Source organism: Rhizobium sp. USDA 3886, from assembly GCF_056279785.1.
Genome location: NZ_JBWCDC010000003.1, coordinates 2,314,372 through 2,328,055 on the forward strand (window position 1 = coordinate 2,314,372; position 13,684 = coordinate 2,328,055).

A 13,684-nucleotide genomic window follows, 5' to 3' on the forward strand; every position below is an offset into this window, starting at 1 on the left:
GAGAAAACCTTGCCCTTTTCCTTTGCCTCATCCCGCTCTCCTTCTTTGCTGAAATATCGCCAGCCAGTCCTCGCGCCGGTCACCGGCTTCTGCCCTGATCACCTCGGCGAGTTCCACGTTGGCCGTGCGGCCGGACAATATGGCAAGCTCGTCATCGAAGCCTCTGAGGTTCAGTTCTGCGACGACGCTGTTATGCCCTTGCTTGACGATGAAGCGGCGGCTTTCGGCAGAGAGCTCACGTGCGACAAGCTCGAACTCGCGTTCTGTGAGCTTGAAACCGTCTACGTAGTCGGCATGATCGCCGCGCGGATTGGGAAGGAAGATCTGCGTCGGGCACTGCTCGATGATCGTGTGGGCGATCGGCGACACGATCGCATCGCGCGGGCTTTGGGTCGCAAACAGCATGAGCCCGTTCTGCTTGCGGATCGTCTTGAGCTTGTTTTCGGCGAGATCGCGAAAACCTTCGTCCTGAAGGGCCTTCCAGAATTCATCGATCACGATGATGGTGCGGCGCCCGTCGATCAGTTGCTCGATGCGGAAAAAGAGATAGGCCATCAAGGGTGTGCGGATTTCCTCATTGTCGAGGAAATCGGTCATGTCGTATCCGATGAATTTGGCGCCGATCCCGATCTCGTCACCATCGTTGTCGAAGACCCAGCCAAGCGGCCCTTCTCGTTCCCAGCGCCTCAATCGCGAGGCGATGCCCTCGGGGTCGGTGTTGTTGAGGAAAGTGCGCAAGGCGCCGATGGAGCGTCGTTCGACCGGCAGGTCTGCCAGACCATCGACGGCCGCGGCTATGTCGCGCAGCTCCGTGACCATCAGCTCACGCTTCGCCGATCCCACGAGCTTGCCGACCCACCGTGCGAGAAACACCTTGTTTTCCGCGGTGAGCGCAAGTGCCTTGAGCGGTGCGCAGCCGGTGGCAACGCCATTCCTCAGCGGCAGGTAAGCGCCGCCCGATGCCCGGACGAAAAGGTCCGCTCCACGATCCTTGTCGAAAAAGACCATGTGGGGATCGTGCTTTTCGAGCTGGGAAAGCATGAAGTTCACGAGCACGGTCTTGCCCGTGCCCGATGGTCCGCAGATGAACGTGTTGCCAAGGTCGCTGTGGTGGAAGTTGAAGTAGAAAGGCGAGCCGGACGCAGTTTTCAACATGGCGACGGCCGGTCCCCACTCGTTTCCGTCCTTCTGCCCGATTGGATAGGAGTGGAAAGGCGAAAGTGCCGCGAAATTCCGGGATGTGATGGCGCCAGACCGCGCACGGTAGCGAAAGTTGCCGGGCAGTTGCGCCCACCAGGCCGCTTCAAGCCCGAGATCCTCGCGCGCGACGACCGCACCGCCATTGGTAAGGTGCGAGCGTGCCTTCGCCAGATTGTCGGTCAGCTCTTTGACCGAAATAGCGAAGACTGAAAGAGTAAGGTGATGCTCGCCGAGCACGAAGCGGTTGGATTCGAGATCGTCCATCGCCGCGTCGAGTTCCTCGACCTGGGAGGCCGCCTTGTCGCCGGCGCTGACCATCTGGTTCTGCTTGCGCCCCATGATGACGCGCGCATCCGCTTTCGAGATGAAGGCAAAGGATTGTGTGAGGATAAGCTCGAACGGGGCCGTCAGGATGCCGTCGAGCATGCCGCTGCGGGTGGTTGCCGGATATTCCTTGAACCCAAACATTGCGGCATAGCGGCTTTCGGCCTCGTGACGGATTTCGATGGTCTCGCGGCCGAAAATCAGCCGATCGGAATAGATCGCCGATGAAATCCGTCCTTCCGTCAATGGAATGGGCTCGCGCCGGCCGCCCACGATCTGGTGCAGGACCTCGCTCGGCTCGGAGAAAAGGGTGCCGTCCTGCTCGTAGAGGGAGAGCACGCGGGGCTCGAAGCGTTTCAGGCCCGCCGTGATGTCGGACAGCTTGTCGTGCAGGTGCTTCAGCGCGGTTTCGTTGAGCTCGATATCGGCCCGGCGTGCCCTGCGCAGCCGCGAAAGAATGTCGGCGGCCTTTTCGGCGGGATCTCGTCCGGGATGCCAGACCAGTGAGAGGTAGAGATCGTTGCGAAACAGCTCCTCGCCGATCATGCGCTCGCGATATTTTGAATTCAGCGCGTCGGAGAAAGGATTGGTGAATTTTCCTTCCGGATAGTTGTTGTCGCGGCGGCGAACGACATGCGTCCAGAGCGCGAGGCGCTCGTCGGCGATGTTCCGGTAGAGGGTGTTCAGGTTGCGGTGCAGGCTGTTGAGGTCCAGGACATCCGCTGTTTCAAAGGATATGCCTTCGAGTGCGATCATCACCATCAACGCCCTGGAATCGAGCCCGATCGCGATCTCGTCGACATGGCGCACGTAAGGAATAAAGGTCTCAGGCCCGAGTTCGCGGAACCGAAGCTTTGCTTTGCTAGGCAAGGCTCAAGTCCCCTTCGTCATAGCGTCTGGTGAACTTCAGGGGCGAGAGCGTGGTCCCGCCCCAATAGGAGGTGTTTCGCGATCGACCGCGGGTTTCGATCCACGAAATCAGGATCCGGAACGTGTTGTGGTCATGCTTGACGAGCGTTCGGAATAAGAGGTGGAAGACGATCCCGACAAGCGCGTAGGCGATCGATCCCGCCGTGATGTAGAGGATCGTCGTCAGCATGACGTTCAAACCCATCGCCTCCATCGTCACACCGGCGATCATTGCCGGCCGTGTGCAGGCAAGGAACAGGGTGTCTTCTTCGATACCGGGAGCTGCCGCCATCGGTCTCATCCTCCAACGATGGTGTTGACGAGTTCAGTGGCGCCAAAGATCCCTCCGATACCAATGATCCAGAAGCCAGCGCGGCGCAGATCCATGTAGCCGAACATCCAGGCAATGCAGATGATGATCACGGCGATCACGGCGAGCAGTCGGGCGATGTTGCCGGTCAGCATATCGACGATATTCTGCAAGACGGTCTCGATACCGGCGGCTTGGGCGAAGGCCGGTTCGACTATGCAGGCAACAATGGCTGCGGCCGTCAAGGCAGGGGCAGCGACACGGCGAAGACTGGATTTTGAAGTCATTCACTTTGCTCCGATCGATCATTCTGAAACACAAGAACCGAGGATCGCCGCCGGGAATTGAAGACGTCCCATGAGGCGGTCTCATTGGCTTGGGGAAGGCGTTTTGCGACTGCTGACACGTCCTGTATGTCTGCGGGCTTCTCGAAATGAGCTTCAATGCGCGGCGCGACAACGGAAACCGACGCCAGTTTGTGGGACAGCCGGACCATTTCGTGGCGGACCTGCTCGTCATACCGGACCACTTTGCCGAGGGACGGATCGCCTCGGCCGAAATGAGACTGAAGCATGATGTTTTCCGCTTGCGCCGGATCGGCGCCTGCGCGCAGGGCAAGGCGATAGTATCCATCGAGGAGAGTGGCAGTGGCCTTGAGGTTCAGGCAGGCATCGAACGCATCCGATATAGAAAGGTTCAGCTTGCGCATTTCCTCCAAACCGAGACCGCCAAGGCCGATCTGGATGTCCTGGTGATCCACAATGAGAGAAGTGGCGAGCTCAATTGCCTGCGCCTTCGATGCCGGTTGTGCGGGACGCGGTGGGCCACTGTTGATGCGAATAGCATAGGGATGGAAATCGCTCTCCAAGCTGACAACGGCGGCGATCGTCTCGACCGCAACGTTGGGAGCGCATGTCCGTGCAAGATCGGCGAAGGCGACCGGCATGGCTCAGTACCACACCCTTTGGCTTCCGATCCCATCGATGGTCACGTCGACGTAATGGGGCCGCATGCGCATATGTGGCTGCATCGTCACGTGGCGCCGGCATTGCCGCTGGCCGTCATCCCAACGCCAGCCGGAACCGTGAGTTCCGCGTTCGTGGTCGAAGGTGCATTCATTGTTTGAGATAGTCTGCGGCGTGGTCGAGATGCAGCTTACCTGCCGTCCGCCATCATTGTATCGCATCGTTAGCCTGTAGCCCTCGTCGCAATAATAGGGCGCGTATCTGGGCCCAGATCCCTGGAAACCAGCGCCGTTGCAGCTTGGGAACGCGCGTCCCTTTTTAAGTTCTCGCCACAGTTTCTCAGTCGGCGGGCGGCATTCGGCGAATTGCGTTGCTCCACCGGGATTGGAAAGGCATAGGATAACCTGGCATCCCCAATCATCTGCCCGCGCATAACTCCCTGAAATGAGATATGATGGCGAGACATTGAGAAGAGCCATGAACGTCCTGATCAGAAGGTTTTTCATGAGCCGTCCCTCCGCAATCAAGACGCCAACGATGCCGCGGGCGTCTGTGTCGTCTGGAAATTTATACAACCTTATATTATGCAGTTAAACAAATGACAAGAGCACTCAACATTCAGTGGCACAACCTTGCCTTCTCGGCTTTCATATTCCACGAGATTTTTGACAATCCGCTGGAGGATGAAACGCCTCAGTCGCGGTTGAAGCAGATCGGCATGATGAGTGTCCTCTACATCATGCATCAGGGGCATCAGCCGCTAACGCTTTCAAATATCGTCGAAACCACGGGTTTAACACGCACTGGCGTAACCGAAACGGTAGACCCGCTGGTTCGACGCGGGCTCCTGACGGAGAGCTTCGTGAAGAACTCGATGGGGCGCGGCAAGGCGCGGCGGTTTGAGATCGCGCCGGAGCTCTTGGAGAAGATCCGCGGCTTCCAGGGAAATTAAAACCCTGCCAAAGATGACATCGCTGCCGAATCAGACTGCCTTAAACAAGTTAATTTTGCGCGCCTGGGTTAGGCGTGCGCTCTTCGCTGGCCCGGAAGGTAGCCCTACGATTTACAGCGTATCAATCCGTTTAACGTCATTACCCCCGAAAGGGTTTGGCCGTAGCCAGCGCTGGGAGACCCGTCAATTCGTACACGTTGTGAAAAAGAAATCGCGTTACAAGTTGTAAATTCCGAGACCTGTCTTGACGGCATCGATCGGTTTAACCGGGAAATCTCTTGCGTCGAGCGCAGGCGCCCGGCGCCGCGTTTCAATCGGAACGTCTGCCGAGACAAGGCCCTCACATTCGCGAGGTCGGCCGGCAACGTCCTCGAAAAGATCAATTGGGGAACAGCAGCGAGGTGAATGCAGCCATTTCGAAGATGGCGCTCTGGATGAACAGGCGCGATCGAGCCGACACGCGCAGACGACTGTTAGGGGCCTACTTGTCTTCTATCTCAGCGGGCCACATCTGGGCGCCATGCAAAATGCGCAGTATACGAATCTTGTCGGCCATCGCCACGTAGGCCGCGATATAAGGTGTACGCGGGATAACAAGTTCGCGTGTTCCCGCAACCCGGCCAGGGCGTCCACTTTCAGGAAACTCAAGGGGACGGCGCGCCGTGCGAACGATCTCTTCATCGACATGAACCGCCGCCCGTGGGTTTGCTGCTTCGATATAGCTGAAGATATTGTCGCGGTCATCAAGAGCGTATTGTGTCCAGACGAGTCTCATCATTCATCGGCTTTGCGCAGCGCTGCAGACCGGCGTGCACTGAAATGCCTATCGGCGTCGACGTCCTCGACATCGGCCCGCGTATCCTCGAGCGCTTGCAGTACCCTCGCACGGAACCAGGCATCGTGGACGTCGCTGTTGCTGACGAGCTCCAATGGCAGGGCGCCTTCATTTGCAGTTCGGGTCAACAGGATACGGACAGCATCCGAAACCGTCAGCCCCATGTTCTCGAGCACCGCCGTGGCGCGCTCCTTTACAGCGGCGTCAATCCGCGTCTGAACCAGCGCATTTGAGGCCATATGCAGATCTCTCCCTTTGGTTCTTAGTAATGTAATACATTTGCATGACATGCGCCAGTGTCATCACACTTTTCTGTATCTAGTGGCGAAAGTCTGACACTTGGCACCGTCGACGGCAAGAGCCGACCGATAGTTTGAAAAAGTCCGGCAGAGCAGGATGTTTTGCCTTCCAACCTCCATCCCGCTCCAAGTCTCTACTTGGTCGCGTGTCCGGACGGAAAACCACCATTTAAGCTGCCCCGGCTTTGTGCGCCAAAGGATGCCTCGGCTGGTAAAGGCCAAGCGAGCCGCCACTGGGAAGCGAGACATGCGTGAGCAGGCCCCAGCCTTCATCGGTGACCGAAGTGCATTCAACATCGCGCGATTTCAGCTCTTGGATTGTGGCATTGACGTCTTCGCACATGAGATAGATTTCGTGGCTGTCGCCTTCGGCGGCCGGGTGAACGGCAATCTCGGCCGGCGGCAATGCGAAGATCAACCAGCCTTCGCCAGCATCGATTGCTGGAAAACGCAGAACATTGCGAAAAAATGCGCGGTCTGCCTCGGCATCCGTGCTGTAGATGATCATGTGTGCGCCGGAAATCATGGCTCCTTACCTCCCCGAAAAGTGATGCGGACAAGCTATTGCCGTTGCAAACGACGTTCCGGCGCTACCGCCGTCCACACAGCCGCTCGATACCGGCAAGCTTCAGTTAGATATAGGTCGGCTGGCCGTGATTGCAGGTGCCGGAACCCGGGGTTGCCTCCACTTTGGCCGGCACCGTTATCGAAAAGTGCGGCGACTGGGCATCACTCGGCCAGCGCAGAGAACATTTCCGACGATATCAAGAGCAAATCGTGACTGTCTCATTACTGCCATTTGAGCAGCGGCCACAGCTTGCCCGCCGACGGCGGAGCCCTTTGCCTAAAAGGCCTGGCTGAAGACGTCTTCCCGCATCCGCAAACGACAAGCATGATGGGGGAGCGCCACCTAAAGGGTGCGCGAGAAAGTAAATATGTGGGGCTCGTCCCGTCATGGCTGCGGATTTTTAAACTGCTTCACTTCCGATAAGCAATGTTATCGGAAGTTAGATGTACACACGACTTGTACACCTAATGGTATCGCGGCAGCCGCGTTCGCCGGATCGGAGCGGGTGTTCAGGCGAGGTCACGTAGCGGAAAGGCGATCGACCAGTTCGGCGCTGGTCGGTATCGCCATTGAGCGCTACCTTGTTCACCGATCCGCAGCCACCGAGACAGGAATCCTTTCGGGCGACGATAAGCGCCCGCGGTTGATCCGGATCGACATTTAACTGACGAGGATGCGCAGCAATGAGGCTCTTCCTAAGTGGGGACGTGATGACCGGCCGCGGCATCGACCAGATCATGCCGCATCCCTCCGACCCGACCCTGTATGAGCCGCATCTCCGCTCCGCGCGTGGCTATGTGGACTTGGCGGAACGTCGGTCGGGAGAAATCCCGAGGGCGGTGTCTTTCGACTATGTCTGGGGCGATGCGCTGAACGAGATTGATCGGCGTGAGCCGGATTTGAGGATCATCAATCTCGAAACCAGCGTTACCGCAGACGGAACGCCCGAGCCGAAAGGCATCAATTATCGGATGCACCCCGATAATCTGCATTGTATCGTCGCTGCAGGGATAGACTGCTGCATCCTTGCCAACAACCATACCGCGGATTGGGGGCTGAGGGGCATGAAGGACACCTTGCTTGCCCTGCAGGGGGCGAGGCTTGCGACAGCCGGCGCAGGACTCGATGCCGATGGTGCAAGCCGCCCCGCCGTGCTCGAAACGGTCCCAGGGCGGCGACTGCTTGTATTCGCCTTTGCCTGTCCATCCAGCGGGGTTCCGGCCAACTGGGCGGCCGGGAAGGAGCGACCGGGCATAAACTTCCTCGCGGATTTCAGTGAAGACGCACTCGCGGCCGTCGCTGACGGCATCGACGAGTGGCGCCAGCGCGACGACACCGTCCTGGTTTCCATACATTGGGGATCCAACTGGGGCTATGAATTGCCCCTTGAACACCGACGCTTCGCCCATCGTCTGATCGACGGCGCCCGCGTCGACGTCGTTCACGGACACTCATCGCATCACCCACTGGCGATAGAGATCCATGCTGACAGGCCTATCCTTTACGGATGCGGCGACTTCATCAACGACTATGAGGGAATCGGCGGGCAGGAGAGATTTCGCCCGGATCTGACTCTCGCCTATTTCGTCGATCTGGATGATCAAAGCCATCGGCTGCGCCGAATTGAAATGGTGCCCTTCCGGCTGCAGAAATTTCGGCTCATCCGCGCATCTGATGAAGAAGCCGCCTGGCTCGGCCACACCATGAAACGCGAATGCGGACGTTTTGGCCACGATGTTGCCACGAGCGAAAAAGGGACCCTGACGCTATCGGCCTGAGCGATACGGGAAGAGATGTGCCTGTTGTGGCCGGCGGAGACGGTCGGCCTAGGGACGAAGCCGCCCTTCTGGCGAGCGTGCTGAGAGGTGTTGAAAGCAGGCAATGGTGGGCTTGTATTTGGCCGCGGCGTCGAACGCAGAAGGTTGAGGTCGTTTAGCCACGCTTGAGCGTGTCGATGACTGCGCGGGCTTCTGCGGAAAGATGGCGCTGGCTCGGATCGTGAAACAATTGAAACTTCAGTCGATGCTGTCAGAGAAATGTGCTGCTGGTCGCGGGCTTGCGGCACTTGGACGTCGCCTTGACTATGACATCTCTTCAATATTGCGCGATGTCGCCAGTTTCAGATTGCGCGAGCGTCAGGGGATAGCGCTCCGGGTGATGCACGAGGGCCGTGAGGTTTACCGGCCGGTTGCGGTTGTCGAAGGCGATCTGATCGACGGTCAGAACGGCCGCCGGCGATTGTAGATCCAGCATTGCCGCCTCCTCGGGAGTGGCCAGACGCGCACTCAGCGTTGTCTGTCCGCGTGATGGATGGATATGGTGGTGGCGGCGCAGCTCTGCGTAGAGCGAGCGGTTGCCCACCGTCCAATCCAGATCCAGCAATCCTGGAACGCGGCCCGCCGGCAGCCAGTCCGTTTGAATGACGACCGGCACCTCATCGAGCAGCCGCAATCTGGAGAGCACGACAACATCGGCGCCGGGCGGCAAGAAAAGCGGCCGGCTGATCTCCAGCGGCGCGCGTAGAACACGTGCCTCGATCAGGCGATGTCCGGGCACCCGGCCGTTCGAGATGGCCGTGGCCGTGAAACTCTTGAGAACCTGCAGCTCAAAGCCGCCGCTGTGCTCTGCCACATAAAGCCCTTTGCCAGGCTGACTCGTGACCACGCCCTGCTGGACCAACTCGCGTACTGCGTGCCGAATGGTGATCCGGCTTACGTCGAAAAGATCAACTAATTCACGTTCTGAGGGCAATTTCCCCCGCAATGGCAGCTTGCCGTTGCGGATTGACGTCAAAAGCGCTTCGTAGACTTGCTTGTGGAGCGGCCGCGGATCCTCCCGATCAACCAGACTTTGAGGCATAATGGAACGCGGGTGCTCCTGACGCTTATTCAAACCTGTTCGCCTTCCCTTCCCGTCATTTTGCAACCACTCTCCACGCAAATCCCGACAAAGTCCATATTGACATGACTGGATATAACCAGTCCTAATGTGTGCCCAGGAGCCGGAGAGTTCCATAGATACCGAAGCACCATCACAAAAAGGGAACAGTTCATGTTGAAGAGAAGTCTTGCTGCTTTAGCCATCTCCGTCGGCATCTGGACCGGGAGCGCACATGCGGAGACCATTTCGGTCTTCTGCTCGCCTACCGAATTCGAGCTTTGTACGACGGTCGCCAATGCCTGGAAGGAAAAGACCGGCAACGAGGCGAAGATCAACAAGATGCCGGCATTGCTGGATGACGCCATCCCGCTCTATCAGCAGCTGCTGGCATCGAAATCCACGGATATGGACGTCCTGTTTTTGGACGTCATCTGGCTCGGCATGTTCAAAAACAACCTGCTCGACCTGAAGACCCTGGTGCCGCAGGCCGACCAGGACAAGCATTTCGCCTCGACGCTCGGTGCGGCCAAGCTTGACGGCAAACTCATTGCCATGCCCGCCTATATGGATGTCGGGCTGATGTTTTATCGCAAGGACCTTCTGGAGAAGTACGGCAAGCAGCCGCCGAAGACATGGGACGAACTGGCGGCCAGTGCGAAGGAAATCCAGGACAAGGAGCGCGCAGCCGGCAATGGCGAGATGTGGGGCTATGCCTGGCAGGCCAAGAGCTACGAAGGGCTCACCTGCGACGCCATCGAACTGATCGCCTCAAACGGCGGCGGCACGATCATCTCGGACGACGGCAAGGTCACGATCGACAATCCGCAGGCAGCCGAAGCGATAGAAAAGGCCAAAGGCTGGATCGGCAGCATCAGTCCGGAAGGCGTGCTGAATTATGACGAGGAAGCCTCCCGCGCGATCTTCGAGTCCGGAAACGCGGTTTTCCACCGCAACTGGCCGTATGTCTGGGGAACGTCGCACCAGCAAGGCAGCGCCATCATCGACAAGGTCGGCATGATGCCGCTTCCCGTCGGCAAGGACGGCGAAAAGTCGAGCGGCTGCCTCGGTCCGATGTATTACGGCGTTTCGAAGTTCAGCGCCAAGCCCGAGGTTGCGGCCGACTTCGTCAACTTCATCGCCGGCCCAGACATGCAGAAGATGCGCGCGATCCAGGCAGCTCTTAATCCGTCGATCCAGGCACTTTACAGCGATCCGGACGTGCTGGCGAAGTTGCCCTTCCTCAAGGACAACCAGCAAGCATTTGCCGACAGCGCAGTCCGCCCGTCCGGTTATACAGGCACGAGCTACAATCGCGTTTCGCAAGCCTTTTATCGCTCGGTCCACGACATGCTTTCGGGCGGCGGCGACATCAAGGCCGGGCTGAATGCCCTTGCAACGCGACTTGAGAAGCTGAAGGAGAGCCGTTGAGGCTTTCTGACAAGCCGGCGCGAGCAGGGCCCCTCGCCTGCTCGCGCAGCCGGCTTGCTTGCCGTGCAGCCGGCCACCGAAGTGGCCGTTTCCTTTCAGCATAATTCAAGTCCGGGTGTAAGATGGCATCGGTTTCATTGGACTCCGTTTCAAAAAGCTATGGCACGCATTCCGTGATCGACGATGTCGATCTTCGGATCAGAGATGGCGAGTTCATCGTCTTTGTCGGCCCTTCAGGTTGCGGCAAATCCACTCTGCTGCGTATCGTCGCTGGCCTTGTTTCCCCGACAAAAGGCGCCGTCAGCATTGGCGGCGACGATGTCACCGACGTTCCAGCCTCCAAGCGGGGCGTTGCCTTTGTCTTCCAATCCTATGCGCTTTATCCGCACATGAGCGTTGCGCGCAATATCGGTTTTGCGCTGGAAACGCTTGGTCTTGCGCGCACCGCGGTCAGCGACAAGGTGCTTGCCGTTGCAAGGATGCTGAAAGTCGATCATCTCCTGAATCGCCGTCCAAGAGAGCTGTCCGGCGGGCAGCGACAGCGTGTTGCGATCGGCCGGGCGCTGGTCCGTCAGCCGGAGATTTTTCTTTTCGACGAGCCCCTTTCGAACCTCGATTCCGATCTTCGCATGGAAATGCGCATGGAGATCGCCAAGCTTCACGACGAACTCAAGACGACGATGATCTATGTGACGCACGATCAGTCCGAAGCCATGACGCTCGCCGACAGGATCGTTGTTCTCAATCACGGGCGCATCGAGCAGGTGGGTACGCCGCAAGCTCTGTACCACACGCCGGACAACCGCTTCGTGGCAAGCTTTATCGGAAGCCCACGGATGAACTTCCTGTCCGTTTCCATGCAGGACGCTGCCGGCGGCCGGAGGATCACCGGACCGGGCGGGCTTTCTATCGGCGCTGCATTTCTAGGTTCCGATACAACCGCAGCGGCGATCGGCGTGAGGCCGGAAGGACTCGCGATCGTAGCCGATGGGACTGGGCGCATATCAGGCGTCCTCGAGCGCGTCGAGGACCTCGGGCACGAGCATTTTGCCTATTGCCGCATCGCGGAAGACGTCGTGTGGGTGATCCGGGTGACTATCCCGCCTGCCAAGGAAACGATCGGCACGCGGATCGGATTGGGGTTTGCTGACGAGGCGGTTTTCGTCTTCGATACGGCCGACCGGCGGATCCCGCACGAAATGGCGACCGCCAGCAATGTGAGGGCAGCCGAACAATGAGTGCGCGTCTGGCACGCCGCGACCATCTGGCCGCATGGCTTTTCCTGGTCCCCGTCATCATCGTGATGCTGCTCGTCGCCGTCTGGCCCCTCGGACGGACGTTCTTCTTTGCCTTTACCGATGCCTATCTCGACGATCCCTCGGTCTATTCGATGGTTGGGATCGCTAATTTCCTCGATGTCATCAATGACAGAAGCTGGTGGGTGGCCGTCAGGAATACGATGGTCTTCACGGTCATTTCGGTTGCCATCGAAACCGTTCTCGGCCTTGCAATTGCGCTTTTGATCAATGAGGCCATTCCAGGTCGAGGGCTGGTGCGTGCCGCCATCCTCGTCCCTTGGGCCATCCCGGTCGTGGTTTCCGCGAAGATCTGGGAATGGATGCTGAATGACCAGTTCGGCGTACTCAACAAGATCCTGATCGGACTGGGTTTTATCGATCACGGAATCGCCTGGACGGCGAGCAGCTCGCTGATCATGGGCGTCGTCATTTTCGCCGACGTGTGGATGACGACGCCTTTCATGGTGCTGTTGATCCTCGCCGGACTGCAGCTGATTTCACCGGAGATATTCGAAGCTGCAGAGGTGGATGGTATCCCGGCATGGAAGCGCTTCTGGTCGATCACCTTGCCGATGCTGAGGCCGGCAATCGGCGTGGCCGTGCTCTTTCGCGTGCTCGATGCGCTTCGGATGTTCGATCTTGCCTATGTCATGGCTGCGAGCAACGAGAACGTCATGACCGTGTCGATCTATGCGCGTGACAGGCTCATCAGCTTTCAAGAGCTGGGCGTCGGCTCGGCCGCTTCGACATGGGTGTTCCTGCTGGTGGCGCTCGCCGCCATCATCATCATCGGCGCGCTGCGTCTCGATCGGGCGAGCGGGGAGCTGACGAAATGACGGACGTTGCACTCTACAGAACGGTACGCAAACCTGCCGCTTACTACCGCGTGCGGCGACGAATCGTAAGGTTCTTTCAATCTGCAGCACTCATGCTCGTGCTGATCTATACACTCTTCCCGTACTATTGGGCCTTTGTGTCCTCGACGAAACAGGGCGCAGCCCTCTATCAGGCAGCGCTCGTTCCCGCACTCGACTTCACCTACTACCGGCAGCTCATCGACAATCCCGTCTTCATGGGCTCGCTGCTCAATTCCGCCTATGTCGCGGTGTCCACGACGTTTCTCTCGCTCGTCATTGGCCTCAGCGCCGCCTATGCGCTCGGGCGGATCGATTTTCCGCAGCGCCGGGTGCTGCTGATGATCATTCTGATGATCTCGATCTTTCCGCAGGTCGTCGTTCTCTCCGGCATGTTCGAACTGATCAACTGGATGGGCCTGTTCAATCGCCCAAGCGCGCTGGTTCTGACCTATCTTCTCTCGACCGTGCCGTTCACCACCTGGGTTCTCACGACCTTCATCCGCGAATTCCCGCGTGAGCTGGAAGAAGCGGCCATCATCGATGGCTGCTCGCATTTTCGCATTCTGATGAAGATCCTGCTGCCGCTGATGGGTCCGTCGCTCGCCAGCACCGGCATTTTAGCGTTCATCCTGGCATGGAACGAATTCCTCTTCGCACTCACCTTCACATTGACGGACGAAAACCGCACCGTGCCGGTTGCAATCGGCCTCATTGCCGGAAACAGCCGCTACGAATATCCCTTCGGCCAGATCATGGCCGCCTCGGTCACCGTCACCCTGCCCCTTATATTGGTGGTGCTCTTCTTCCAGCGCCGCATCGTTGCAGGCCTGACGGCGGGCGCGGTCAAGGGCTGAAAGAC

The 13,684-nt window shown here is 58.6% G+C and carries 15 protein-coding genes; 6 read left to right on the top strand and 9 right to left on the bottom strand.

What is annotated here, in order from left to right; all coding sequences use genetic code 11:
* Window positions 1-27: 27 nt before the first annotated feature.
* From ACZ9BX_RS34080 to ACZ9BX_RS34100, 5 genes are read right to left on the bottom strand one after another with little or no spacing between them, the layout of a single operon-like run.
* A complete protein-coding gene (locus tag ACZ9BX_RS34080) occupies window positions 28-2,394 on the bottom strand; it encodes a VirB4 family type IV secretion/conjugal transfer ATPase (RefSeq protein ID WP_476222790.1) in 2,367 nt (788 codons plus the stop codon).
* Complete coding sequence (locus ACZ9BX_RS34085; RefSeq protein ID WP_476222792.1) at window positions 2,387-2,725, bottom strand: VirB3 family type IV secretion system protein; 339 nt, start codon at window positions 2,723-2,725, stop codon at window positions 2,387-2,389. Before ACZ9BX_RS34085 ends, ACZ9BX_RS34080 begins: the two co-directional genes overlap by 8 nt.
* A gap of 5 nt (window positions 2,726-2,730) precedes the next feature.
* Entirely contained in the window at window positions 2,731-3,030 is a 300-nt protein-coding gene (locus tag ACZ9BX_RS34090; RefSeq protein ID WP_132568637.1) for a TrbC/VirB2 family protein, read from the bottom strand.
* Window positions 3,027-3,689: a lysozyme family protein gene (locus tag ACZ9BX_RS34095; protein WP_476222793.1), complete on the bottom strand. Its 663-nt coding sequence runs from the start codon at window positions 3,687-3,689 to the stop codon at window positions 3,027-3,029. Before ACZ9BX_RS34095 ends, ACZ9BX_RS34090 begins: the two co-directional genes overlap by 4 nt.
* A 3-nt stretch (window positions 3,690-3,692) precedes the next feature.
* A complete protein-coding gene (locus tag ACZ9BX_RS34100; RefSeq protein WP_476222795.1) occupies window positions 3,693-4,214 on the bottom strand; it encodes a hypothetical protein in 522 nt (173 codons plus the stop codon).
* A 92-nt stretch (window positions 4,215-4,306) separates the two neighbouring features.
* On the opposite strand from ACZ9BX_RS34100, the gene ACZ9BX_RS34105 reads away from it, so the two are divergent.
* Complete coding sequence (locus ACZ9BX_RS34105) at window positions 4,307-4,660, top strand: MarR family transcriptional regulator (protein WP_132568634.1); 354 nt, start codon at window positions 4,307-4,309, stop codon at window positions 4,658-4,660.
* A 481-nt stretch (window positions 4,661-5,141) separates the two neighbouring features.
* On the opposite strand, the gene ACZ9BX_RS34110 is transcribed toward ACZ9BX_RS34105, so the two are convergent.
* From ACZ9BX_RS34110 to ACZ9BX_RS34120, 3 genes are all read right to left on the bottom strand, one after another.
* Window positions 5,142-5,435 carry a type II toxin-antitoxin system RelE/ParE family toxin gene (locus ACZ9BX_RS34110; protein WP_476223117.1) on the bottom strand — a complete coding sequence of 98 codons (294 nt, stop codon included), beginning with the start codon at window positions 5,433-5,435 and terminating at the stop codon, window positions 5,142-5,144.
* On the bottom strand, window positions 5,435-5,734 hold the full coding sequence (locus ACZ9BX_RS34115; RefSeq protein WP_476222797.1) for a type II toxin-antitoxin system RelB/DinJ family antitoxin: 300 nt from the start codon (window positions 5,732-5,734) through the stop codon (window positions 5,435-5,437). Before ACZ9BX_RS34115 ends, ACZ9BX_RS34110 begins: the two co-directional genes overlap by 1 nt.
* Window positions 5,735-5,963: 229 nt before the next feature.
* Window positions 5,964-6,320, bottom strand: coding sequence for a VOC family protein (locus ACZ9BX_RS34120; RefSeq protein ID WP_476222799.1), 357 nt, complete (start codon window positions 6,318-6,320; stop codon window positions 5,964-5,966).
* A gap of 725 nt (window positions 6,321-7,045) precedes the next feature.
* Here ACZ9BX_RS34120 and ACZ9BX_RS34125 point away from each other — a divergent pair.
* Window positions 7,046-8,140, top strand: coding sequence for a CapA family protein (locus tag ACZ9BX_RS34125; protein ID WP_476222800.1), 1,095 nt, complete (start codon window positions 7,046-7,048; stop codon window positions 8,138-8,140).
* Between the two features lie 316 nt (window positions 8,141-8,456).
* Here the strand turns inward: ACZ9BX_RS34125 and ACZ9BX_RS34130 are convergent, their stop codons facing one another.
* Window positions 8,457-9,221: a GntR family transcriptional regulator gene (locus tag ACZ9BX_RS34130; RefSeq protein ID WP_476223118.1), complete on the bottom strand. Its 765-nt coding sequence runs from the start codon at window positions 9,219-9,221 to the stop codon at window positions 8,457-8,459.
* 192 nt (window positions 9,222-9,413) lie between these two features.
* Here ACZ9BX_RS34130 and ACZ9BX_RS34135 point away from each other — a divergent pair, with 192 nt between their 5' ends.
* From ACZ9BX_RS34135 to ACZ9BX_RS34150, 4 genes are all read left to right on the top strand, one after another.
* Window positions 9,414-10,670, top strand: a complete 1,257-nt coding sequence (locus ACZ9BX_RS34135; protein WP_476222801.1) for an ABC transporter substrate-binding protein — start codon at window positions 9,414-9,416, stop codon at window positions 10,668-10,670.
* 122 nt (window positions 10,671-10,792) lie between these two features.
* On the top strand, window positions 10,793-11,908 hold the full coding sequence (locus ACZ9BX_RS34140) for an ABC transporter ATP-binding protein (RefSeq protein WP_476222803.1): 1,116 nt from the start codon (window positions 10,793-10,795) through the stop codon (window positions 11,906-11,908).
* Window positions 11,905-12,804 (top strand): carbohydrate ABC transporter permease, encoded by a 900-nt coding sequence (locus ACZ9BX_RS34145; protein WP_027512613.1) that lies wholly within the window; start codon window positions 11,905-11,907, stop codon window positions 12,802-12,804. The genes ACZ9BX_RS34140 and ACZ9BX_RS34145 overlap by 4 nt, the downstream gene beginning before the upstream one ends.
* Complete coding sequence (locus ACZ9BX_RS34150) at window positions 12,801-13,679, top strand: carbohydrate ABC transporter permease (RefSeq protein WP_132568622.1); 879 nt, start codon at window positions 12,801-12,803, stop codon at window positions 13,677-13,679. Before ACZ9BX_RS34145 ends, ACZ9BX_RS34150 begins: the two co-directional genes overlap by 4 nt.
* The last annotated feature ends 5 nt before the right edge of the window (window positions 13,680-13,684 follow it).